Origin of the sequence: Pseudoalteromonas sp. HL-AS1, assembly GCF_031198785.1 — a bacterium.
Taxonomy (GTDB): domain Bacteria; phylum Pseudomonadota; class Gammaproteobacteria; order Enterobacterales; family Alteromonadaceae; genus Pseudoalteromonas; species Pseudoalteromonas distincta.
In genome coordinates, this window is the sequence record NZ_CP133569.1 from 2,969,459 (window position 1) to 2,989,794 (window position 20,336).

Here is a 20,336-nt window from a genome sequence, read left to right on the forward strand (position 1 = left end):
AATGTTTATATAATTATTTTAGCCACTTACTATTTGATGCGTTAAAGGCTTTAAGTGGTATTTAGTATTCTCATCCATGCTTGAGCAACATAACCGATGATTGTATTTTGCTCAAGCAACATTACCCAGTACATTACTGTGTTCTAAGCGGTTAAGCCAAAAATAAAATTGCTATTAAAGCACTAAATACATTTGTCACATCACAGTCAGTAATTGCGGCTTTGAGCGTTGTACTGATTATATTGAAAGTAAGGGAGTAATAACACTTTATAATGTATTACCTCATAATTATACTAAGCTGGTGTGTTCAATATGAACTTTCGAATTATTTACAATGCTTTATGCTTTGTTAACTCACCTCAAAAGCACCTACCCGTGCCTAAGCGCTAAACACAAAGTAATGATGTGGATAAAAAGCACTTATCCACAACTAATATACAGAAAAGCTAACAAAACTTATTTACCTAAATATAATCCAGTAGTATTATAACTAAATACCGAGCCAAATGAGATTGATCATGCACCCGAGCAAAAAAACTTTTTTTTTATTTGTTGATGACAGTGGTTCACCGTGCCCTGATAAAAAGCAATTAGTAAGAAATGATGGCTTAGATGCATTTGCCCTTGGTGGTTTTTTAATAGCTGAATCGGATGTTGAGCATGTTAAAGAGCAACATAAGCAATTCATGATCAGTCAAAGTTTAGAATGCCCTGATGGCTCTTTTAAACGTCATTTACACTCAACAAAAATTAGATGCAAAAAAAGCCATTTTGAATGGCTAAAATGTGAAAAAAACGCTAAATCATTTTATAGCGGCTTAAACAAATTAATTTCAGAGTTACCAATATTTGCGCATGCTTGTGTGATTGACCGACCCGGGTACCGTGATCGATATGGCAATTCTCATGATGATAAATGGCAGCTTTGCCGAAGTGCTTATCAAATATTAATAGAAAGATCTGTAAAATTTGTTCGTTCAGTAGGTGGTACTAAACTGATTGTTTATGTAGAGAAAACAGGACGCAAAGAAGACAAAAAAATCCAAGGCTATCATGATGTACTTCGCACTCAAGGTATGGAATTTAATGTTGCTAGTAGCTCTGCTTACTCACCTATTTTACAAGAAGAGTTGTCTAAGTTAGTTACCAAAAATGTAAAATTCCAAACAAAAGCAAGTAGATTAATGCAGCTTGCTGATATTGTGTTGTATCCATTAATCAAAGGGGGATATGACAAAAGTTACCCACCTTACATATTCTTAATGGATAAAAAACTGATTGTTGATGCACATGTAGAAGATATAAACACTATGGGGGTTAAGTACTATTGCTTTTCTGAGCCATTAAAAGACAAAAAGCCACTAAAAAGTGGCTTAAGTCCCGCCGTACCGGACGACGCGTGACCCTAATTGGTCTGCCGCCGATTATAAGATAATTAATTAAATACTTCAACATTTAATTAATTATCTTTCTACCTAAACCTAGGTGGCTTAGTAAATGATTGCACTAATTATTTACTCCAATTACCTTTTAAAAGTCGGTGATTTGTAAGTATTTGCTACCTTCCTAGAAATAAAGCTCAGTGTTCTTTTGCAGCGCTTTTTAATTGCCAGCTCAAGCTCATCGGCCATATTAGTAAGATTGCTAATTTTACTTTCTAACCAGTTCTTTTTGGTTTCTTGTATCTGAATTTCATTTGAGAGCTGATCTGACTTAAGTTTTTGTGAGGTTAACTGGCTTTCAAGCTCTTGATTACGACTATTAAGTACTTCGACTGTTTGCGTCATTTCATTGAGCTTTTCTTTTACAAATTTCTCTTTTTGTAGATGTTTACGCCCAGTAACATTTTTTGACTCCCCGCGTTCAAAGCCAAGTGGTTTAAATGTATTAGCAACAATATCTTGCATCTTTTCAAAGTTTGGATTGAGCTGATTAGTTCTTGATTTTGAGTTTTTCCCTTTTGCCATTAGATGACGCAGGGGAGCTACTTTGTTTTTAAAATCGTAGTTAAAAAAGGATACATGGGCATGAATGTTACGAACAAATCGCCCTCCTTCATAACGTCCTTCATCAAGGTGTAAATCAATTCCTATTGGCTCAAAGCCAAACTCCTTTCTTATTTGAACTGCGTATTTACGTAAGTAATTAACTAAAAGCTTCTTCGCTTTAACATCTCCATATTTTTTCTCAATTTTAATGTATTGGCACTCAGTTAATATAACAATATGTTCAAACAACAAATTGAAATCTTTTCGAGCTTTTTTACCCGTAACCTCCTTGTAACGAGCGCATGCTTTATTAAGAGCCTCAGTGCCGTTCTTACAGCCTTTTGCATACAAACCGACGTTGTTATGGCTGAACTCAGAATTTACGTTAGCTGAGCGCGTAAACCCGTTTCTTTTAGCATTAGAGTGATCCAATATATTGAATGCTTTATCCGCTTTATAATAGTGAGTACGAACAGCAGCAAAAGCTTTAACATTACTCATCAGTAACCTCCCTTCTTTCAAATGAAGTACATCGTTCACGCGTTTCAGATTGAATTGCGACATCTGCTAAGCAATTAATAAATTTATTATTAGAATAATTTTGATCCCCAATAAAATTACCGTTTTGGCACAAGAAACATGTTGATAATAGCATTAGAGAATGACAAATATCCTGTAACACTTTTGAATCTATGTTTGCATTTTTATCAAGCCACAAGCTTGCACAAACAGCGATTTCTTTATTACTAATATTTGATAATTCCAATTCATGTAGTAAAGATACCCACCGTTTAATCTTTGCCGGAGCAACTGTGACTTGATGTTTAGCATCATTAAAGATTTCATCATGAAGCATACGTATTTGTATTAATCTATTTAACTTTGCATGGTTTCTAAGCTGTTCTTCAAAATCAGATATGCTTTGAAACTCTAGAATCTTTTCTTTAAGAACAGAAGAAACATACGAAATAACTTTTTCAGTGCCTTCATTCAACAAAAGGTTTTTAAGTCCTTTATCTGTGATTTCTAGTTTGAGATTTTCATCATTTACTATGCAACTATTCATAACCACCCCCAAGATACGTTATAACGTATTATATCACATTTTATTTTTTTCAAATTTTTTTGGGTTTTTTTTTGCTTTTTTTTTGCTTTGCAAAAACCCGCCGTGTAGCGGCCTATGCAATAGGCTTTAGTGGGTTAAAAATTTTAAAAGATCACGCAGTTAATAAATTTAAAGAGATATGTCATGCAACGTATATCCTCTTTAATTACTAGAAGTTGGAAGGTGTCACTATAATATTTAGGTATGTTGAAGAATATCCGATTACATAGTTGTGATTACCAATTATAAGACCTGATAATCACTCGGTTATAATGTATATTACATCAACTTCTTAACCAAATCTGTCGCTCTAAGGTGTGTGTAGCGCTTTAAGCTCGCTAAATCTTTATGGCCGGTGATTGCTGATACTTCCATCATTTGCAAGCCTTTTTCGAACAAGCGACTTGTTGCCTCATGCCGAAGATCATGAAACCTAAAGTCATCAATCCCTGCTCGCTCAGCAACTTTGTTAAAAGCATGTCCTACCGAATCACTTAAAATATCAAAAATAGGCCCATTTAGCTTTCTAGGTTGTTTTAAAATAATTTCTTTGGCTCGTCGCGACAAAGGTACAACTCTACTGTCACCATTTTTTGTATCTTTTAAAAAAAGAGTGGACTCTTTTGCATTAAACCCTTCCCAGCAAATACAGCAATATCCTGATTTCTCAAGTTCTTGCCTATTTCGCGCATTAGCCATTTCACCACGCCGCATACCTGTTTCGATTGCAAGTATTATGATGTCGTGAATAATACCTTGATACTTTTTAGCATATGAAATTAATTGCTCTTCTTCACCACTTTTAAAACGCCGATTTCTCTGTTTACCTTTTGCAGGAAGTGAGACTGGAATTACAGGGTTACCGTGCGGTAAATAAACTCCCCATTCATTTATTGCATACTTAAACATACGACTTATTAAAGCCATTTCTTTACGAACAGTATCACCCTGCACTTTTTCAAGTCGATAAGCTTTATAATCGCGCATGGTATGTACAGTAACATCGAGCAAACTTAATCCATCAAAAACAAGCTTTAATCGATTGATCATACAACGAATAGTTTTGGCTGATTTTTTTTCCGTAAGTTCCTCTGTCCAGTAATCTTCAAGCGCATCAGACATTTTTTTCTGCTCAGCTAAACTTGTAGACTTAAAGGTAGACTTATCCATATCAGACTCAATATCGCGAGCCCACTTTGTCGCTTCAGTTTTAGTGACAAACGTTTTTGATTGTACGGGATATCCCTTACGCCTAATTTTTGCTTGCCACTTACCATTTTCACGCTTTTTAATAGTTGCCATTTATAACCCCCAAACCAACTGAGTAGACCAATACTGAGAATCATCGCAAAAAAAAGAAGGGAATAATGGGGCAAAAAAAACTGAAAATTTGCCCCAACAATTAATGTGGATTCGTGTAAAGCAAGTTGATTTTGAATAAAGCATAGAGTGTCCTAATGATGACAATATGAAACACTCAATATTGAGTGTCCCTAAACTGTCCCAAGGACTATAAGAGAAGATGGCCCGCCCGAGAGGATTCGAACCTCTGACCTCACCCTCCGGAGGGGTGCGCTCTATCCAGCTGAGCTACGGGCGGCCAATAAAACATGGACTATAACGTTAAGGGGTACTAACTTTTAGTTGTAACGTGAACTTACAAAGATGTATTGTAAGCCCACTATTACTGTACTCCCGCTTTCTTATAGCTCTCCTTCCGGAGGGCCACGTGATATCCATTTCACCACGAGAGCACATTTGTTGCCGCCACACCAACTCGCGATATCAGTGCTTTAGCACTGGCAATGATAAAGAGATCTTTAAATAAATACCAGTAAGATCAGCTTATATGCTTATTAATTAAGCTGTTTTAAATAAAACACTTCACAAAGGCTTAAAAACACGCTATTTATTCTTATTAGATAAGAAACAGTAACGGTTTAGTAACATTAAAATTATGATTGTCGCTGTGAGGATTAGTTTAATACGAGGAAATAATAATGAGTTTAATGTCTACTGAGCAAACCGCTGAATTTTTAGGTGTAAAAGTTGAGCGTGTTAAGCGTCTTGCTCGCGAGAGTTTACTAATAGCTAAGTCAGAAGACGAAAACGGCGAGCCACAATTTGATGCCGCAGAAGTAACAAAGTACAAAGAGCTCGCTGAACGCTTTGGTGGTTTGTAACTTTTATAAAAAAGTATTAGTAACAAGTTTATTTAGCTGCGCACGTAACATTATAGATTTACTAGTTATGCTGCGCTCCTCATACCAAGCAATACACAACACCAAAAAAAACAGCTTATAGTAATTTAGCTTATCTATTGATGGGTAAAACGTACTTGTTTCATCAACGCTATTTTTATAGTTATTTAACAATGTACTTTCGCTGCTCTCATTAAGATTAAAGCTCACTGCAAGAGCTGCCAAATCAAAATATACATCGTTGGTTTGCGCGTACTCAAAATCAATTAAATACATGCCCGAAGCATTTACAATAATGTTATCTTTTACCAAGTCATTATGACAAAAGCCTTCATCAAATTGCATGGCTGCAACTACTTTGAGTGCCTGCTCTATTTGAGGTTTATATTGCGTATATACGCCGGTGCTTTGATAAAAATGCAGCTCTTTAGCTATATCCATTGGCGCAGTAGACACTGTGTAATTGTGCACTTGAGCAAGTTTATTAATAAAGCTAAGCGTTATATCCGATTGCGCTGTATTACCTTCAATATAATTAAATACCGCACGGCTATTCTTTTTATCGAGCCAAACAGGCGCAGGACATATATTAAGCTCACTTAAAAAACGCTGTGCTTCAAGCCCTATGGCTGGCCAATGGCTTTTATAACACTTTAATAAATACCCTTGTTGTTTGGTACGTATTAAAAAATTATCGTTACTAAAACCATTAAGTAGTCGCTCGCTTGAAATAACGCTCGTAGGCTCTATAAACGCACTACATATTTTTACTAACTGATGATGATCAATCATTAATTAAAGCTGAGCTAGCGGCTTAGCTTGGCTTTGTTCGTACTCTTCGTACCAAGTTTTAAAGCCCCACGCTGCCATAATAGTATAAAATATAAAGAGCGCAAGCGTTGGGTAATAGCCTTTTTCATAATATAAATACATGGAAGCTGCATCTATTACAATCCAGTACAGCCAGTTTTCGAGGACTTTTTTAGCAACTAAGTAAGTAGTTACTACGGCAAAACAAGTTGTAAAACTATCAAGATAAGCAAAATCGGCATGCGTATAGTTTTGCATAACGTAACCAATTGTAATTGCAGCTACGGTTGTTAAACTAATTAAAACAGCATGACGGTTTATCGACCACGATGTAATATTTAAATTTTCAGCTTTGCCTTTTCGCCATACAACCCATCCAAACACAGCCATATACATATAATAAAAATTAAGTAATGACTCCATGAGCAATGCGCCATTCCAGTACATAATTGTATAAATGAGCGTGCTAAAAAATGCCGCTGGCCAACACCATAAGCTTTCCTTTATTGCCAATAATAAGTACGCCATCGACAATCCTACCGCAATGTATTCCCAATGCGACATTGCTGTAAAACCGCTTAAGGTTTGTGTTAAAAAATCCATATTATGCAGTTACCGTTTAGTTGTGCAGATTGTTATACCAATCTGCTTATATACGGGGTCTATTTAACGTTAAGGAAATTACGCTAGAACTAGGCAAAAATTTTTGTATCTAGTTGTTCTAAATAAAAAATTTTTAACGACGTTTTAGTGCAATTTAATTCGTTAAATTGATCAAAGATTTATGCAGATTGGTATTATAGATTATTCAGGCGATAAGTCGCCAGAGAGAAACTTACATACAAAAATAGCTTTACCAAATTCTTCATATGAGCGCTTAATTTCGGTATTTAACACCTGCATTACTAAATCATAATCACCAAAAATTTGCGTTGATAGCGTATTAGTAATCACTTTTAAATTTTCGTATTCGTTTAAGCGGTCAATAAAGCCTTTAATAAACGGAATGTAATCTTGGTGAAGTGGATATTTACTGATCTCTACTGATAATTTCATTTTAAACTCTACTTTTTAATTATTTGATTTAAACAAATCATTCAATGCCAGTTCAATACAGTGTAAAATTATACTAACACTCAATTTAACTGAGCTTATTATGGCACGCAGAATAACGTATACATTTAAAAACCAACCGCGCGAAATTAACTTCGCAAAAGATAAATACCACGACATGTATCAAGCTATTGCTGCTGCCGAGGGTATTGATTTAACAAATTACTTAAACATGGTACGCCAAATAGAAATGACCTCAAAAGGGTCTGCTTCTGTTCGTAACTTTCGCGACCAAGAGTTTGCCCGTATGGGCTTTAGCGACATTTACTTTATAAAAGAGTAATTATACCCAATTGGTATACGCTAAAAACTAACTATGGCTGATACTCATAACTTACGCGTGGTGTAATATTACATAATAGCTCGTAAGGAATAGTATCAGCGCACAGTGCTATTTCTTCAACTGGTAGCTCAGGGCCCCACATAGTGACTCTGTCGCCAACTTTAATATTATGCTCATTAGCACCTATATCAACGCTGATCATGTCCATAGCTACGCTTCCTACAATACCATAACGCTGCTCACCAATTATTACCGGTGTCCCCTCTTTAGCATGTCGAGGATAACCATCGCCATAACCCATAGCTACAACAGCTAACTTGGTTGGTTTATCGCTTTTCCAACGACCACCATACCCAACAGCCTCATTAGCAGGCACATCACGCACTGCAATTACGCGCGTAGTTAAGCGCATAACTGGTTTTAATTTGTGTTGCTGCCCAATACTATTTGCCATTGGCGATACACCATAGAGCATAAGCCCAGGACGTACCCAATCGCCATGACCGCTTGGCCAGGCAATAATACCAGCAGAATTTGATAAACAATGCGCTTGGTCAATGCCATTCACTAAATTATCAAACAACGTAATTTGCTGAACCGTTTTGGCATTATCAACATCATCAGCACACGAAAAGTGGGTCATTAAATTAACGGTATTTTTAGCGTTAGGTGTTTTTTGTAAGCGGTTATAAAACGCTTCAAACTGCTCTGGCGCAATACCTAATCGATGCATACCTGTATTTACTTTTAACCAGCATGTTATTGGTGCATCTAGCTTTGCTTTTTCAAGCGCCGCTAATTGGTACTCATCGTGAATAATAGTTTGAAAATTGTTGGCGAGCAGAATCGGTAAGTCGGCTTTGTTAAAAAAGCCTTCTAGTAAAACAATTGGCTTTGTTAAGCCCCCAGCTCGAAGGGCAAGCCCTTCATCTATACGTGCCACAGCAAATGCGTCAGCATTATTTAAATGCTGCGCAATCGTTACTAATCCATGCCCGTAAGCATTTGCTTTTAGCACCGCCATCACCTTGCTGTTAGGTGCAAAGCCCTTAACTTGCGCTAAATTATGCGCAAGTGCCGTTAAGTTAATTTCAGCAGTGGCTAAGCGCATTAGTAATCGTCATCTACCGCTGGTCCCGCGTAATTATCAAAGCGAGAAAATTGACCTTGGAACGTTAAACGCACTTTACCAATTGGGCCGTTACGTTGTTTACCTATGATAATTTCAGCAATACCTTTATCAGTACTGTCTTCGTTGTAAACTTCGTCACGGTAAATAAACATGATTAAATCGGCATCCTGCTCTATCGACCCTGACTCACGTAAATCTGAGTTAATTGGGCGCTTATCGGCACGTTGCTCTAGCGTACGGTTTAGCTGCGAAAGCGCAACAACCGGACATTTTAGTTCTTTTGCTAGTGATTTAAGTGAACGCGAAATTTCAGCAATTTCAAGCGTTCGGTTATCAGCAAGGCTAGGTACACGCATTAGCTGCAAGTAATCGACCATGATCATACTAATGCCGCCGTGGTCACGCGCAATACGACGCGCACGAGAGCGAACATCGGTAGGTGTTAAGCCCGAGGCATCATCCACATACATTTTGCCTTTTTTCATCAACAAGCCCATTGTTGATGAAAGTCGCGCCCAATCGTCATCATCCAACTGACCTGTACGTACCTTAGTTTGGTTAATACGGCCAAGAGACGCTAACATCCTCATCATAATTTGTTCTGAAGGCATCTCTAGCGAGTAAATTAGCACGGGTTTGTCTTGAGTCATTGCGGCATGTTCTGCAAGGTTCATCGCAAAAGTGGTTTTACCCATTGAAGGACGCGCTGCCACAATAATTAAGTCAGATGGTTGCAGGCCCGTCGTCATTTTATCAAGATCGGCATAACCTGTACTTACACCCGTTACACCATCTTGTGGCGATTGATAAAGCTCTTCTATTTTATCAACGGTTTTTTCGAGTATGTTATGAATACTTTGCGGGCCTTCCGTACTTTTTGTACGTTGCTCGGCAATTTTAAATACTTTGCTTTCGGCAAAGTCGAGTAAGTCGTGACTAGTACGCCCTTCGGTATTAAAACCCGCTTCGGCTATTTCATTTGCCACGCCAATCATTTCACGTACAACAGCACGCTCACGTACAATGTTTGCGTAGGCATCAATGTTGGCTGCACTTGGCGTATTTTTAGCAATTTCGGCTAAGTAAGCAAAACCACCAATACCTGCAAGTTTATTATTTTTTTCTAAACTTTCAGAAATAGTGATTAAATCTATCGGATCGCCAATCTCAGCAAGTGCCGTCATCGCCTCAAAAATTAACTTGTGCGTGCGGGTATAAAAATCCTGTGATACAACAAGCTCAGCTACGCGGTCAAAAGCTTGGTTATCAAGCATTAAGCCACCTAAAACAGATTGTTCAGCTTCTATTGAATGGGGAGGAACTTTAAGAGTATCGACTTGCTTATCTGGTTTGGCCATAACTTCACAGTAGTAAAATTGAATGGCTCTATTCTATCGACTTGCAGGGGCTGTGCAAATAGAAAAGCAGGAAATCTTTCCTGCTTTTTGTAATCGTGATGGGGAATGAGTGTTATTTGGTACGCAGCTCTATGCGTCCACTAATGGTATCCATTTCAACATTAGCATTACCGCCATTAATGCTAAATTCTAAATCACTGGCTGGGCCATATTTAGCTTTACTGACTTTGTCACTACTGACTTTGTTAATGATTTTACCATTAGCATGGGCTTTAATTTCAAACTTTGCTGATACACTTTGTGGGAAATAAAAGTCGGCATCACCACTTACTGATTCAAAACGTACATCACCGCCTTTTAAAAGCTCGTTAATCTGTACTTCTGCTTCGCCATTGACCGTATTAATACGTAGGTTTTTAATAGCCGATAGCGTAAATTCTATATCGCCATTTACGTTTTCAAGGCGTACATCATTAGCGTTTGAAGTTGATTTAATATCACCATTAACAGCGCTAAAACGCAGCTCACCACTTGATTGCCTATCGTTAATTTCACCATTTACGGTTTCAAACTGAATATTCCCGTTTAAGTTCTCAGCGTTCACATCACCATTTACAGTGGTGAGCTTAATGTTGCCAGTAATATCATCTACCGTAATTTCGCCGTTAACCACATCAACTTCTGCGCCGTTTTTAAGCTCCTTTGCAGTCACCGATACATTAACACCAGCAAACTCTAAACTACTGCTTTTAGGCATAAATATAGTTAAGTTTGAGCCGTCACCACTATTGCCCCAATTTGATTTACGGGGCATTTTTACAATAAACTGTGTTTTATCACCACTTGTTTTAAGCTCATAACCCTGTGCTTTATCATCAAGCTCGCCAGATACTTTAAATTCGTTTTTATCCCAGCCTGTAATATGTATATCACCGCGTTGGTTTTCAATAAAAATAGTGCCGCCACTTGGTACGTCTATTTGCTTATCTATTTTTTCACCCGCAAATGCCGCCAGTGGAAATAAGCTCAGTCCTAATAAAATCGCTTTCATATCGTACTCCTAAATGTGCTGCCAACGTGGCGCGTGCACCTTGTTAATTAAATCAAGTTGTTGTTGATATATTTGCGCTAACATTGTCAGTAGCGCTTGGTTTTGTGGTTCGTTTTCAAGAGCTTGCTTTATTGCTTGCTCAGCTTCTTCAAGTTCTTGTAGTTGCGTTTGCCAGTTAGTGGTTAATGCTTCTTTATTTTCGTATTCAACTAACAAACTATTTTTTTGAGCCGAAAAGTAATCACTTATAGCCACTACGGGCTGTGGTTCAGGTGCTATAACAAATATATTAACAGCAATTAAAGCAGCCACAGTACACGCTGCTATTGCCGTTAGTTTTGGCCAAATAATAGTGCTGTTTGGGTTCTGCTTATTATTAACAATTGCTCGCTCAATCCCCGCCCATAAATCTTTTTGTGGCGTAATTTCTTTATCAAGCGTGTTTAATGACTTGTTTAAGTAGTCGTTAAAGTTTGGTTTACTCATTTTCATACCACTCTTGTAATAACTGCCTAGCACGATGATATTGTGACTGACTTGAACCAACAGCCATACCTAATTGCTCCGCGATTTCCTCGTGCCTGTAACCTTCAATAGCAAATAATACAAATACCATACGTGCGCGCTCAGGAAGCCTTACTATTAACTTATCGAGGCCATTTAAGCCTTTGCAGTCGTTAGCTGATTGCTCATCCATACCGCTGTGTTCAATACTTACTACTTTTTGTAACCAGTTTTTTTGCTTGCGCAGGTAACTTATCGCTACATTACTGGCAACACTATATAGCCAAGTAGAAAACTGCGAACGCCCATCAAACAATGCTATTTTATGCCATACCTGTACAAATACCTCTTGGGCGGCGTCTTCGGCGTGTGCTTGGTCTGCTAATAAGCGTAAACATAAACCGTATACTCGTTTTATATGTAACTCATAAAGCGTTGTGTATGCGCCTTGATCACCCGATTTAACACGCTCAATGAGTGCAGCTTCGCACAAAGGCGTTGGTTCGGGTTTAACGTGTAACATCCGTGATGCCGCCTTTTAATTATTATTGTTGAGTTGCTATTTAAGTGTATTGATAAGTTAGACGTAATGACAGTTCGAAAAGGTTTAAAAGGAATGAAAAAATAATTGAATAAAAAGGGGCTTATGCGAGGTTGTATTAAATTGTGCCCTCAACTAATGAAGTTAGCCAAATTATAGGCACAAAAAAGCCGTGCTAATAGCACGGCTTTTTTAGCTTAATTAAAAATTAAGCTTCAGCGATTACGATTACTTTGATAGTAGCCGTTACGTCTGAGTGAACTGAAATTGATACGTCAAATTCACCAGTCTCACGGATAGTACCTAGAGGCAAACGAACTTCTGACTTAGCAACTTCAACACCAACAGCTGAGATAGCGTCAGCGATGTCACGAGTACCGATTGAACCGAATAACTTACCTTCGTCACCAGCTTTAGATACTAATGTAACTTCTGCTAATGCTTCTAGTTTTTCAGCGCGTGCTTGTGCAGCAACTAACTGTTCAGCGATTTTCGCTTCAAGTTCTGCACGACGAGCGTCAAACGTTTCAATGTTAGCTTTAGTCGCAGGAACTGCCTTACCTTGCGGGAAAAGGAAGTTACGTGCGAAACCAGATTTAACTACAACCTGTTCACCTAGGCTACCTAGGTTAGCGATCTTATCTAGTAGAATAACTTGCATGTTTCTACACCTTTTAAAAACTGTTAATCCGCTGCTTACTTATGTAAGTCAGTGTATGGAAGAAGGGCTAAGTAGCGAGCACGCTTAATAGCAGTTGCTAGCTGGCGCTGGTATTTAGCGCTAGTACCTGTGATACGGCTAGGTACGATTTTGCCACTTTCTGTAACATAGTTTCTAAGAGTAGCTAGATCTTTGTAATCGATTTGTTGTACGCCTTCCGCTTTAAAGCGGCAGAACTTACGACGTCTGAAATAACGTGCCATGAGATTAATTCCTCAAATAATTCTTTCTATATGCTGAGCATGCAAAACCAATTGGCTAAGGCCGTTACGACCTTCGTGGCGATTTAAAAAACCACTCACTTGCAATGCCTGCCCAACGTGCAAATGTTGAGTCTGTTGTTGCATTTGCTTTCCACTGGCAACTACCTGAAGCCTCACATAACTATTACGGTTAAGGTCTGCTTCGGTTTGCATCGATTTATGTTCTACAACAAAAATACAATGCGGGATGCCAGCAGGGCTTTGGCTAAACTTGGGAGTTTTACAAACTACCCCAGATATAACCAGCTGATTCATATATGGGCTAACCATTATAATAACTGCTGACTACATGCCATGCTAGGACTCAAAACAATTAAGCAGCTGGTGCTTCTTTCTTCTCTTCTCTTGCAAGAGGAGACGCTTCAGTTACAGCATTTTTAGTACGCATAACTAAGTTACGAAGCACTGCATCGTTGTAGCGGAAAGTAGTTTCTAGCTCGCTGATTACTTCAGTAGGTGCTTCAACGTTCATAAGAACATAATGAGCTTTATGAAGCTTGTTGATTGGGTAAGCCAGTTGACGGCGGCCCCAGTCTTCAAGACGGTGGATAGTACCACCAGCTTCAGTGATAGAACCAGTATAACGTTCGATCATACCAGTTACTTGCTCACTCTGATCAGGGTGAACCATGAATACGATTTCGTAATGACGCATGGATATTCCTTACGGTTAATAGAGCCTTCTACCGTTTCGGCCGGTCGGTTTAAGGCAAGGAATTAATAGTTTAAAAGCCGAAATGAGCGCGCATTTTACGCTTAGACGGATAATTAAGCAAGCAGGTTTTTTTAAGCTTTTATAGATAAGAGTTCAAAGGCAATTATTGCGAGCTTCGCTCATCCCGTTAGCAAGCCGTAGGCCTAAAGGAAAAGCTAAACTCGCAGTTTAATATTTATCATATACGCCAAGCTTGCGCGCGTATAAAGCGCAGCTTTGAATTACTTAAGTCTAACACCTGCCTCAAAATATAAGTATTTACTCAAACTTAAAGCCGTGCAATTATTAAGCAATACATTATTAAATAAGGATATTTATGAAGCTCTTACTATCGCTTGTATTAATACTTACTTTTAGTACACCATTTTTAAGCCACGCAAAAACCAATACAACCGACATAACCGTTGGTAAAAAAGTCATTCTGCAATCAAAAATACTTAACGAAGACAGACCCATTAAAATTTTCATACCTGACACTGTAAAAGACGAACAGCCGCTTTATGTTATTTATTTACTTGATGGTGTTGAGCACTTTCATACGGCGTCTGGTGTTATTAAATCCCTTGTTGATTACGAGCAGATACCTAATGCCATGCTCGTTGGTATTGATACAACTAACCGTGTTCGCGATTATTTACCAAAAGTAGAAGGTGAGCCTAAAACTGAGTTTCAAACCTTTGTAAAAAATAAATGGCCTGATGCTGGGCAAACCGACAAGTTTTTAAAGTTTGTGTCTGATGAACTCATGCCTTATATAAACAGTAATTACTCAACTAACGGCTACAACACCTTAATTGGCCACTCTAATGCAGGTACTTTAGCGCTTTATACTTTAGTTAATCAGCCTGAGTTATTTAATAACTATATAGCTATAAGCCCAAACAGTTGGTGGAGTGATGAAGAATTAAAAAATAATATTATAAAATACACTAAAAATCCTAAAGGCGGTCAATCGTTATTTATTAGTGTAGCAAGTGAAGGGTCACGCTTTTATACAGGTGTATTAAATACTTTAGTAAATTTAGAACAACAAATGCCAACACAGCTAAAATGGGAATATAAGCATTACCCTGCCTTTAGTCATATGGGCACCATACTACCAGCCCTTAGCGATAGCCTAATTCACTTATTTGGCGACCTAATTTTTAACGTTACTGACGAGCACGGAAGATTTGCTGATGTATCGCTCATTACAGGTTACTACCAAGCACTGAGTGATAAGTACGGGTTTGAGCTTAAAATTCCACAAGATGTATATGTAGAATTTGCTCATAGCCAGCAAAAATTTGGTAACACAGCCAAAGCTATTACCACGCTTAAACACTTTACTACCCATTACCCAAATGCAGCCTATTCTCACATGCGTTTATCGCAAGGCTATACTGCAAATAAGCAGTTCAAAGAGGCCGTCACCAGTATGAAACACGCATTAGAACTTGCTAAGCAAAACTCGCGAGATCCAATGTTAATTGATGCGCTCAAGGATATGGTGAATGAAGCGCAAGAGAATTTGTAACTGATTTAACGCAAAGCACTTTTTAGCTAACGATAGTAATTACGAGCAACGCTCGTCGCGTCAGCAAGCTAAACGCCTACAGGTAAAATTAAGCTCAGTGTGAAACTTTGCATGTAGACGCCGAGCTTGCTCGCGTGAAAAGCGAAGCTTTTAATATATTTAAAACCACCATAAAACAAAAACCGATGTTTAAATTAAACATCAGTTTTTTAATCAAGCTCATCACTTTACTTTATGCGTTGGGTTTCGCTTCGCTCAACCCAACCTACTTATTTGCCTATCGCTTCTTTGGCGAACAGGTGTTTTATTGGGCCTAAATTATCAACTAATGATAGCCCTACTCCGCGGATAAGTTTTTTAACCGGGTTTGCACCTTCAAATAGCTCTTTTAACCCTTGCATCATGGCTATGTGCTTTTGTGCATCGAGCTTACGGGTACGTTCGTAATCGCGAAGTGTGCGCGTGCTTGCAAATTCTTTATTATTACTTGTTAAAAGCTCAATTAAATAAGCGGCGTCTTTTAGGCCTAGGTTCATCCCAAGCCCTGCAAGTGGATGGATTGTATGTGCAGCATCGCCAATGAGTACCACTTTGCCTGAAACCCATTGCTGAGCGTATCGCATTTTAAGTGGGAAAGCTGCGCGCGCACTTTGCACTTCACATAGCCCGCATTGGCCATCTATGGCTGCCATTACGGCTTTATTAAAGCTGCTGTCGTCCATTGCAAGCAGCTCATCGCAGTGGTTTGGGCTGGTAGACCATACTATTGAATGGGTATTTGCATCGCTCAGTGGTAAAAATGCCAGCGGCCCGGTTGGTAAAAACACTTGGCGTGCGGTATTCGCGTGCGGCTCTTTAGTTTTAACAGTCGCAACTAGCGCATGGTGATCGTAATCTTTAAAGCTAAGCGCCATATTAAATTGTTTACGTATAGCTGAGTTTGCCCCATCAGCGGCCACCAGCAGTTTTGCAATAATTGGCTCGCCGCTTTTAAGCGTTATAAATACATCTGATTCGCTTTGATGTATTTGCTGATACTGCGTATCAAACATTAGTGTTGCGCTGCTTTGTTGCTCTAGCTCTTTTATAAGCGCGTAGCGGATAATGTCGTTTTCAACAATGTGGCCTAAATGCTCAAGCTCAAGTTGTTCATTATTAAATGCTATTTTGCCAAAACTGTCGGCATCACGTACGTCCATATGCGTATAAGCGCACGCTCGCTGTGCGATAATTTCTGGCCATACATTTAATTGCTCAAGCAAGGTTTGACTTGCAATGCTTAGCGCACTTACGCGCAAACCATATTCGTCAGTTGGCAACACTTGTGTTGGTGCGCCGTCGAGTACAACGACGCTTATATCGGCTTTTGCCAATCCAAGTGCTAGTGTTAGCCCTACGCAGCCACCACCTACAATACAAACCTGTGCTTGCTTCATAAACGCCTACCTTGTTTAACTTGCCCCATTAACTGTTTGGCTAATGGCGCTTTTAATGCGGGAAATAAATCCATCGAAAACAACCCAATACTGCGCCCCAATGCGAGCACTCGCGATGAGTTTGAAAAAAGCCTAACAAGTGCATCGGTTAAGCTCATTACGGTTTTTATATCATCACTGCGCTTTTTAGAATATTCACGTGTAAACGCATAGCTGCCTAAACCGTGTTGGCTGTTTGCTATTAAATTACTAAGTACTTGCACGTCGCGAAGGCCTAAATTAAAACCTTGTCCTGCAATAGGATGAATAGCATGTGCAGCATTACCAATGACCACTGTACGGTGCGCAGTCAAAGACTCGACTTGCCCGTAAACGAGCGGGTAACTCGTGCGCATGCCTACTTTAGTAAATTGACCACCGCGATAACCAAACGCACTTTGTAGGGCACTTATAAAGTCTTGTTCATTGAGTGCCATGTGCTGTTCAACCTGATCTTGGCTCATACACCACACCAACGAATAACGGTTATTGCTCATAGGTAATAACGCCATAGGCCCGCTTTGTGTAAAGCGCTCAAAGGCATGATTATTATGCCCACCAGCCACTTCTACATTAGCAATAATTGCGCCTTGTTCATAAGGCTGGGTATTAAAACCAAGCCCAAGTAAATTACGTGTGGGAGATTGTGCACCATCTGCAATAACTAATAACGCTGCGTTTAATTGCTCGCCGCTTTGCAGGGTAAGTGTATTGCTATGCAATGTTTGCTCAATAGCAATTACGCTATCGGGGCAGTAAAGCGCAATGTTTGACTGCGTTAAACGCAGGTGAAGCGCTCGGCCAAATGGGTTAACTTCTACTACGTAACCAAGTGAAGGCTTAGCAAATTCGTCGCAATTAATATGCGCTTTGCCAAAGTGGCCTCGATCAGACACGCTCACTTTTTTGATTGCTGCGGTGTAAGGGGCATTTTGTTCAAATAAATTGAGGCTTTGTAAATACTCTACCGATTGCTGAGCAAGTGCAATGCTTCTGTCGTCAAAGCTTGGGTGGTAGTCGCCGGTTACTTGATTAGCTTCTACAACGGCAATATTTAACGCGGGATTAGTTTTAGCCACACTTAACGCGCAGCTTGCTCCCGCTAAACCACCGCCAATAACAACTACATCAAACTGCTTAGCCACTTTACTCTCCGAGCTTTATACGTTTTTAGCACTTTGCATAAGTGCTTCTATATCGCTAATTTTTTTAGGCACGCTTAGGGTCAAGTTTTCATGGCCGGTTTCGGTAACTAGCAAGTTATCTTCAATACGAATACCAATGCCTTTGTATTTTTGCGGTGCGCTTGAGTCTTCACTTATATAAAGCCCAGGCTCTATGGTGAGTACCATACCCGGCTCAAATGCACGCTCAACGTTATTTACTTTGTAATCGCCAACATCATGTACATCTAAACCAAGCCAATGCCCAAGGCCGTGCATGTAATATTCTTTACATGCACCTTTTGCCATTAGCTCGTCAAAGTCGCCGGTTAAAATACCTAAATCAAGTAAACCTTGGGTCATTACTTCCATTGCTAGTTTATTAGCGTGCGACATATAACCACCTGGCTTTACTTCATCAAAGGCAACTTCTTGCGCTTTAAGTACAATATTGTAAAGCGCGGCTTGCTCTTCGCTAAATTGCCCATTTACTGGAAATGTACGCGTTATATCAGCAGCGTAACCTTGTAACTCACAACCGGAGTCTATAAGTACCAGGTCGCCATTTTTTAATACGTCGCTATTTTGCGTGTAATGTAAAATATTGGCGTTGTTGCCGCTACCAACAATTGTGCCGTACGCAGGATGCGGCGCACCATTCATGGCATAATGATGATGTAGCTCTGCTTCTAGCTGAAATTCAGTAGCCCCAGCATGTGAATAGCGCATAGCACGCATGTGCCCTCGCGCACTAATTTCACAGCCTTCTCGCATAACATCTATCTCGCTTGGCGATTTAAACAAACGCATTTCATGAATAAGGCCACGTATTTCTTTTAAAGTACTCGGTGCTTTAAGGCCTTTTCGCGCACCACTTCTAAGCATACCTAGTAACGAAAACACTTTAGTATCAAATGAAGGATAAGCACCTTGTGCAAAATAAATCGCATATTTTTCATTTAGTATAGTCAGTAGCTTATCGTTTAATTCACTTAGCGGGTAAGCTTCATCAAACAAGTAGTCACTTTTAGCTTTATCAAAGCCAACTCTGCGGCCATGCCAAATTTCGGCAAGCTTGTCTTTATCTAGGCAAAATAAAGTACTGGGAGCATCGCTGTTGTTACATAGTACAAGTACAGCGTCGGGTTCGTTAAAGCCTGTTAAATAGAAAAAGTCGCTATCTTGTCTAAATGCATATTCGGTATCGCGGCTACGGGTAACTTCGCTCGCAGCGGGAATAATAGCAACGCTATTTTTATCCATTTGCGCAAGTAAACGCTCACGGCGTGCTTTAAATTCTGACTTTTGTACTTCAACCATTATTAACCAACCCGTTTAACTTTTTAAACTAATGAAGTGTTTTTTTAGTACTTTGCGTGTTTTGCTCTTTACCAAGCTCTGCAAAACAAAGTAGTGCTGATACGCGCACATATTCAATCACTTCGTGCAGCGCTTGGCTGTCTTCTTCGGTTTCTTCAAAAGTGGTATCTAGGCGAGTGATTTCGCTAAAGTCAGTAATAACCTCTTTAACATCGCTCGATAGTTTACCGTAATCTTTTTGCTTTAAGCCAAAACCAAGCATAAAGCCTGCTACCCATGATACGAGGCCATTAGCCTGATCGATGAGTGTTTCGTCATCGTTTGGTAAAAATAAATCAAACTGAAATTCGTCATCATTAAAGCTCGCAACTACTTGCTTATAAATAGTGCCAAAAAACTGCTTTAAATCGTTACTAAATGATTCACCATCGTTAAACACATCGCTCAAAAGGCCTAAGTATTCTTTGTCGTCAATGGTTAAACCACACGCAAGTAAACCACTAATTACACCATGCGCTTCGGCAGGTGATACAAATATTTCGTTTTTTTCTAAAAGCAGTTGAGCTTTTTCGTAATCGGGTAAATCGTTCATAATCGAATCTTCGCTTTGCAAGTTAAGGCAATGCTACCACTCGATAAAAAGCAACTCCAATTAATTGTATGATCAAGCTCAAAAACCATGCGATAAAGTAAATGGCGAGTTAAAGGTGCGGGAAAACTAAGCGAACGGTTTAATTTTTTACGTTTGGGGTTTAAGGATTGGATTATGTCTTATATACTTAAATTGTTCCCTGGGGTACCGGAGCTTGGTTAAGTCCCTGAGCCGATAAATTTTATACCAGGATTTCTGTTCGTCTACTATTGTGCAAGCTCGGCATGTACCGAGAAGCCTACGGTAAACCGCAGATTTCCGCCCTGAAACCTTCTGGTTTCAGGACTGAAACCGAGTACCGTATCTTGGGGAACACCTTCTTATTTTAATACCCCCTCTTATTACTTATTCATTTTTTTGCTATACCTTCGTACATTATTTTTATAATTTTTGGCAAAAAAAAGCTGCAAGCAATTTCTTACTTA

23 protein-coding genes, 1 tRNA gene and 1 other RNA gene are annotated in these 20,336 nt (G+C 39.1%); 5 read left to right on the forward strand and 20 right to left on the reverse strand.

The annotated features are described in order from the left end of the window. Window positions 1-518 precede the first annotated feature (518 nt). Window positions 519-1,403 (forward strand): DUF3800 domain-containing protein, encoded by an 885-nt coding sequence (locus RB214_RS13730; RefSeq protein ID WP_309167554.1) that lies wholly within the window; start codon window positions 519-521, stop codon window positions 1,401-1,403. A gap of 120 nt (window positions 1,404-1,523) precedes the next feature. On the opposite strand, the gene RB214_RS13735 is transcribed toward RB214_RS13730, so the two are convergent. From RB214_RS13735 to RB214_RS13750, 4 genes are all read right to left on the reverse strand, one after another. Continuing rightward, a complete protein-coding gene (locus RB214_RS13735; protein ID WP_309167556.1) occupies window positions 1,524-2,489 on the reverse strand; it encodes a hypothetical protein in 966 nt (321 codons plus the stop codon). Further along, window positions 2,482-3,054, reverse strand: a complete 573-nt coding sequence (locus RB214_RS13740) for a hypothetical protein (RefSeq protein WP_309167557.1) — start codon at window positions 3,052-3,054, stop codon at window positions 2,482-2,484. The genes RB214_RS13735 and RB214_RS13740 overlap by 8 nt, the downstream gene beginning before the upstream one ends. Before the next feature lie 318 nt (window positions 3,055-3,372). After that, the gene (locus tag RB214_RS13745; RefSeq protein ID WP_309167558.1) at window positions 3,373-4,395 is read right to left on the reverse strand and encodes a site-specific integrase; all 1,023 of its coding nucleotides are present in this window, start codon (window positions 4,393-4,395) and stop codon (window positions 3,373-3,375) included. A 221-nt stretch (window positions 4,396-4,616) separates the two neighbouring features. Then, window positions 4,617-4,693, reverse strand: a tRNA-Arg gene (locus RB214_RS13750). 400 nt (window positions 4,694-5,093) lie between these two features. Between RB214_RS13750 and RB214_RS13755 the strand changes: the two genes are divergently transcribed. Beyond that, window positions 5,094-5,276, forward strand: a complete 183-nt coding sequence (locus tag RB214_RS13755; RefSeq protein WP_024604886.1) for a hypothetical protein — start codon at window positions 5,094-5,096, stop codon at window positions 5,274-5,276. 3 nt (window positions 5,277-5,279) lie between these two features. Here RB214_RS13755 and RB214_RS13760 read toward each other — a convergent pair whose 3' ends face one another. The 3 genes from RB214_RS13760 to RB214_RS13770 all read right to left on the reverse strand — a co-directional run bounded on the left by RB214_RS13760 (window position 5,280) and on the right by RB214_RS13770 (window position 7,160). Then, window positions 5,280-6,086: a phosphotransferase gene (locus RB214_RS13760; RefSeq protein ID WP_188162214.1), complete on the reverse strand. Its 807-nt coding sequence runs from the start codon at window positions 6,084-6,086 to the stop codon at window positions 5,280-5,282. A 3-nt stretch (window positions 6,087-6,089) separates the two neighbouring features. Then, complete coding sequence (gene pnuC / locus RB214_RS13765) at window positions 6,090-6,707, reverse strand: nicotinamide riboside transporter PnuC (protein WP_002963042.1); 618 nt, start codon at window positions 6,705-6,707, stop codon at window positions 6,090-6,092. Window positions 6,708-6,908: 201 nt separating this feature from the next. After that, on the reverse strand, window positions 6,909-7,160 hold the full coding sequence (locus tag RB214_RS13770; protein ID WP_002963043.1) for a hypothetical protein: 252 nt from the start codon (window positions 7,158-7,160) through the stop codon (window positions 6,909-6,911). Between the two features lie 100 nt (window positions 7,161-7,260). Here RB214_RS13770 and RB214_RS13775 point away from each other — a divergent pair, with 100 nt between their 5' ends. Continuing rightward, window positions 7,261-7,500, forward strand: coding sequence for a DUF2960 domain-containing protein (locus RB214_RS13775; RefSeq protein WP_002963045.1), 240 nt, complete (start codon window positions 7,261-7,263; stop codon window positions 7,498-7,500). A 31-nt stretch (window positions 7,501-7,531) separates the two neighbouring features. Here RB214_RS13775 and alr read toward each other — a convergent pair whose 3' ends face one another. From alr to rpsF, 9 genes are all read right to left on the reverse strand, one after another. Then, window positions 7,532-8,611, reverse strand: a complete 1,080-nt coding sequence (gene alr / locus RB214_RS13780) for an alanine racemase (protein ID WP_138489606.1) — start codon at window positions 8,609-8,611, stop codon at window positions 7,532-7,534. After that, complete coding sequence (dnaB, locus tag RB214_RS13785) at window positions 8,611-9,990, reverse strand: replicative DNA helicase (protein ID WP_309167564.1); 1,380 nt, start codon at window positions 9,988-9,990, stop codon at window positions 8,611-8,613. The genes alr and dnaB overlap by 1 nt, the downstream gene beginning before the upstream one ends. Before the next feature lie 112 nt (window positions 9,991-10,102). Continuing rightward, entirely contained in the window at window positions 10,103-11,041 is a 939-nt protein-coding gene (locus RB214_RS13790) for a DUF4097 family beta strand repeat-containing protein (protein ID WP_182682394.1), read from the reverse strand. 9 nt (window positions 11,042-11,050) lie between these two features. Further along, the gene (locus tag RB214_RS13795; protein ID WP_024596807.1) at window positions 11,051-11,533 is read right to left on the reverse strand and encodes a hypothetical protein; all 483 of its coding nucleotides are present in this window, start codon (window positions 11,531-11,533) and stop codon (window positions 11,051-11,053) included. Then, complete coding sequence (locus tag RB214_RS13800; protein WP_309167568.1) at window positions 11,520-12,068, reverse strand: sigma-70 family RNA polymerase sigma factor; 549 nt, start codon at window positions 12,066-12,068, stop codon at window positions 11,520-11,522. The genes RB214_RS13795 and RB214_RS13800 overlap by 14 nt, the downstream gene beginning before the upstream one ends. Before the next feature lie 226 nt (window positions 12,069-12,294). Further along, window positions 12,295-12,747 carry a 50S ribosomal protein L9 gene (gene rplI, locus RB214_RS13805; protein WP_002962755.1) on the reverse strand — a complete coding sequence of 151 codons (453 nt, stop codon included), beginning with the start codon at window positions 12,745-12,747 and terminating at the stop codon, window positions 12,295-12,297. Window positions 12,748-12,782: 35 nt separating this feature from the next. Next, window positions 12,783-13,010 (reverse strand): 30S ribosomal protein S18, encoded by a 228-nt coding sequence (gene rpsR, locus RB214_RS13810; protein WP_002962753.1) that lies wholly within the window; start codon window positions 13,008-13,010, stop codon window positions 12,783-12,785. 12 nt (window positions 13,011-13,022) lie between these two features. Then, entirely contained in the window at window positions 13,023-13,340 is a 318-nt protein-coding gene (gene priB, locus RB214_RS13815; RefSeq protein WP_004588456.1) for a primosomal replication protein N, read from the reverse strand. A gap of 43 nt (window positions 13,341-13,383) precedes the next feature. Beyond that, window positions 13,384-13,725 (reverse strand): 30S ribosomal protein S6, encoded by a 342-nt coding sequence (gene rpsF / locus RB214_RS13820; RefSeq protein ID WP_002962750.1) that lies wholly within the window; start codon window positions 13,723-13,725, stop codon window positions 13,384-13,386. Window positions 13,726-14,101: 376 nt separating this feature from the next. Between rpsF and RB214_RS13825 the strand changes: the two genes are divergently transcribed. After that, entirely contained in the window at window positions 14,102-15,301 is a 1,200-nt protein-coding gene (locus tag RB214_RS13825) for an alpha/beta hydrolase-fold protein (protein ID WP_309167573.1), read from the forward strand. 269 nt (window positions 15,302-15,570) lie between these two features. Here the strand turns inward: RB214_RS13825 and RB214_RS13830 are convergent, their stop codons facing one another. From RB214_RS13830 to RB214_RS13845, 4 genes are read right to left on the reverse strand one after another with little or no spacing between them, the layout of a single operon-like run. After that, complete coding sequence (locus RB214_RS13830) at window positions 15,571-16,737, reverse strand: FAD-dependent monooxygenase (RefSeq protein ID WP_309167575.1); 1,167 nt, start codon at window positions 16,735-16,737, stop codon at window positions 15,571-15,573. Further along, entirely contained in the window at window positions 16,734-17,921 is a 1,188-nt protein-coding gene (gene ubiH / locus RB214_RS13835) for a 2-octaprenyl-6-methoxyphenyl hydroxylase (RefSeq protein ID WP_309167576.1), read from the reverse strand. The genes RB214_RS13830 and ubiH overlap by 4 nt, the downstream gene beginning before the upstream one ends. A gap of 15 nt (window positions 17,922-17,936) precedes the next feature. Continuing rightward, window positions 17,937-19,259 carry a Xaa-Pro aminopeptidase gene (gene pepP / locus RB214_RS13840; RefSeq protein WP_309167577.1) on the reverse strand — a complete coding sequence of 441 codons (1,323 nt, stop codon included), beginning with the start codon at window positions 19,257-19,259 and terminating at the stop codon, window positions 17,937-17,939. Window positions 19,260-19,287: 28 nt separating this feature from the next. Then, window positions 19,288-19,851, reverse strand: a complete 564-nt coding sequence (locus RB214_RS13845; RefSeq protein WP_002962745.1) for a UPF0149 family protein — start codon at window positions 19,849-19,851, stop codon at window positions 19,288-19,290. Between the two features lie 193 nt (window positions 19,852-20,044). Between RB214_RS13845 and ssrS the strand changes: the two genes are divergently transcribed. Further along, a non-coding RNA gene (gene ssrS / locus RB214_RS13850) (6S RNA) lies at window positions 20,045-20,227 on the forward strand. The last annotated feature ends 109 nt before the right edge of the window (window positions 20,228-20,336 follow it).

Bases quoted from the DNA above. Each gene is read 5' to 3' on its own strand.
- RB214_RS13730 (WP_309167554.1), top strand. From the start codon at position 519: ATGCACCCGAGCAAAAAAACTTTTTTTTTATTTGTTGATGACAGTGGT.
- RB214_RS13735 (WP_309167556.1), bottom strand. From the start codon at position 2,489: ATGAGTAATGTTAAAGCTTTTGCTGCTGTTCGTACTCACTATTATAAA.
- RB214_RS13740 (WP_309167557.1), bottom strand. From the start codon at position 3,054: ATGAATAGTTGCATAGTAAATGATGAAAATCTCAAACTAGAAATCACA.
- RB214_RS13745 (WP_309167558.1), bottom strand. From the start codon at position 4,395: ATGGCAACTATTAAAAAGCGTGAAAATGGTAAGTGGCAAGCAAAAATT.
- RB214_RS13755 (WP_024604886.1), top strand. From the start codon at position 5,094: ATGAGTTTAATGTCTACTGAGCAAACCGCTGAATTTTTAGGTGTAAAA.
- RB214_RS13760 (WP_188162214.1), bottom strand. From the start codon at position 6,086: ATGATTGATCATCATCAGTTAGTAAAAATATGTAGTGCGTTTATAGAG.
- pnuC (WP_002963042.1), bottom strand. From the start codon at position 6,707: ATGGATTTTTTAACACAAACCTTAAGCGGTTTTACAGCAATGTCGCAT.
- RB214_RS13770 (WP_002963043.1), bottom strand. From the start codon at position 7,160: ATGAAATTATCAGTAGAGATCAGTAAATATCCACTTCACCAAGATTAC.
- RB214_RS13775 (WP_002963045.1), top strand. From the start codon at position 7,261: ATGGCACGCAGAATAACGTATACATTTAAAAACCAACCGCGCGAAATT.
- alr (WP_138489606.1), bottom strand. From the start codon at position 8,611: ATGCGCTTAGCCACTGCTGAAATTAACTTAACGGCACTTGCGCATAAT.
- dnaB (WP_309167564.1), bottom strand. From the start codon at position 9,990: ATGGCCAAACCAGATAAGCAAGTCGATACTCTTAAAGTTCCTCCCCAT.
- RB214_RS13790 (WP_182682394.1), bottom strand. From the start codon at position 11,041: ATGAAAGCGATTTTATTAGGACTGAGCTTATTTCCACTGGCGGCATTT.
- RB214_RS13795 (WP_024596807.1), bottom strand. From the start codon at position 11,533: ATGAAAATGAGTAAACCAAACTTTAACGACTACTTAAACAAGTCATTA.
- RB214_RS13800 (WP_309167568.1), bottom strand. From the start codon at position 12,068: ATGTTACACGTTAAACCCGAACCAACGCCTTTGTGCGAAGCTGCACTC.
- rplI (WP_002962755.1), bottom strand. From the start codon at position 12,747: ATGCAAGTTATTCTACTAGATAAGATCGCTAACCTAGGTAGCCTAGGT.
- rpsR (WP_002962753.1), bottom strand. From the start codon at position 13,010: ATGGCACGTTATTTCAGACGTCGTAAGTTCTGCCGCTTTAAAGCGGAA.
- priB (WP_004588456.1), bottom strand. From the start codon at position 13,340: ATGGTTAGCCCATATATGAATCAGCTGGTTATATCTGGGGTAGTTTGT.
- rpsF (WP_002962750.1), bottom strand. From the start codon at position 13,725: ATGCGTCATTACGAAATCGTATTCATGGTTCACCCTGATCAGAGTGAG.
- RB214_RS13825 (WP_309167573.1), top strand. From the start codon at position 14,102: ATGAAGCTCTTACTATCGCTTGTATTAATACTTACTTTTAGTACACCA.
- RB214_RS13830 (WP_309167575.1), bottom strand. From the start codon at position 16,737: ATGAAGCAAGCACAGGTTTGTATTGTAGGTGGTGGCTGCGTAGGGCTA.
- pepP (WP_309167577.1), bottom strand. From the start codon at position 19,259: ATGGTTGAAGTACAAAAGTCAGAATTTAAAGCACGCCGTGAGCGTTTA.
- RB214_RS13845 (WP_002962745.1), bottom strand. From the start codon at position 19,851: ATGAACGATTTACCCGATTACGAAAAAGCTCAACTGCTTTTAGAAAAA.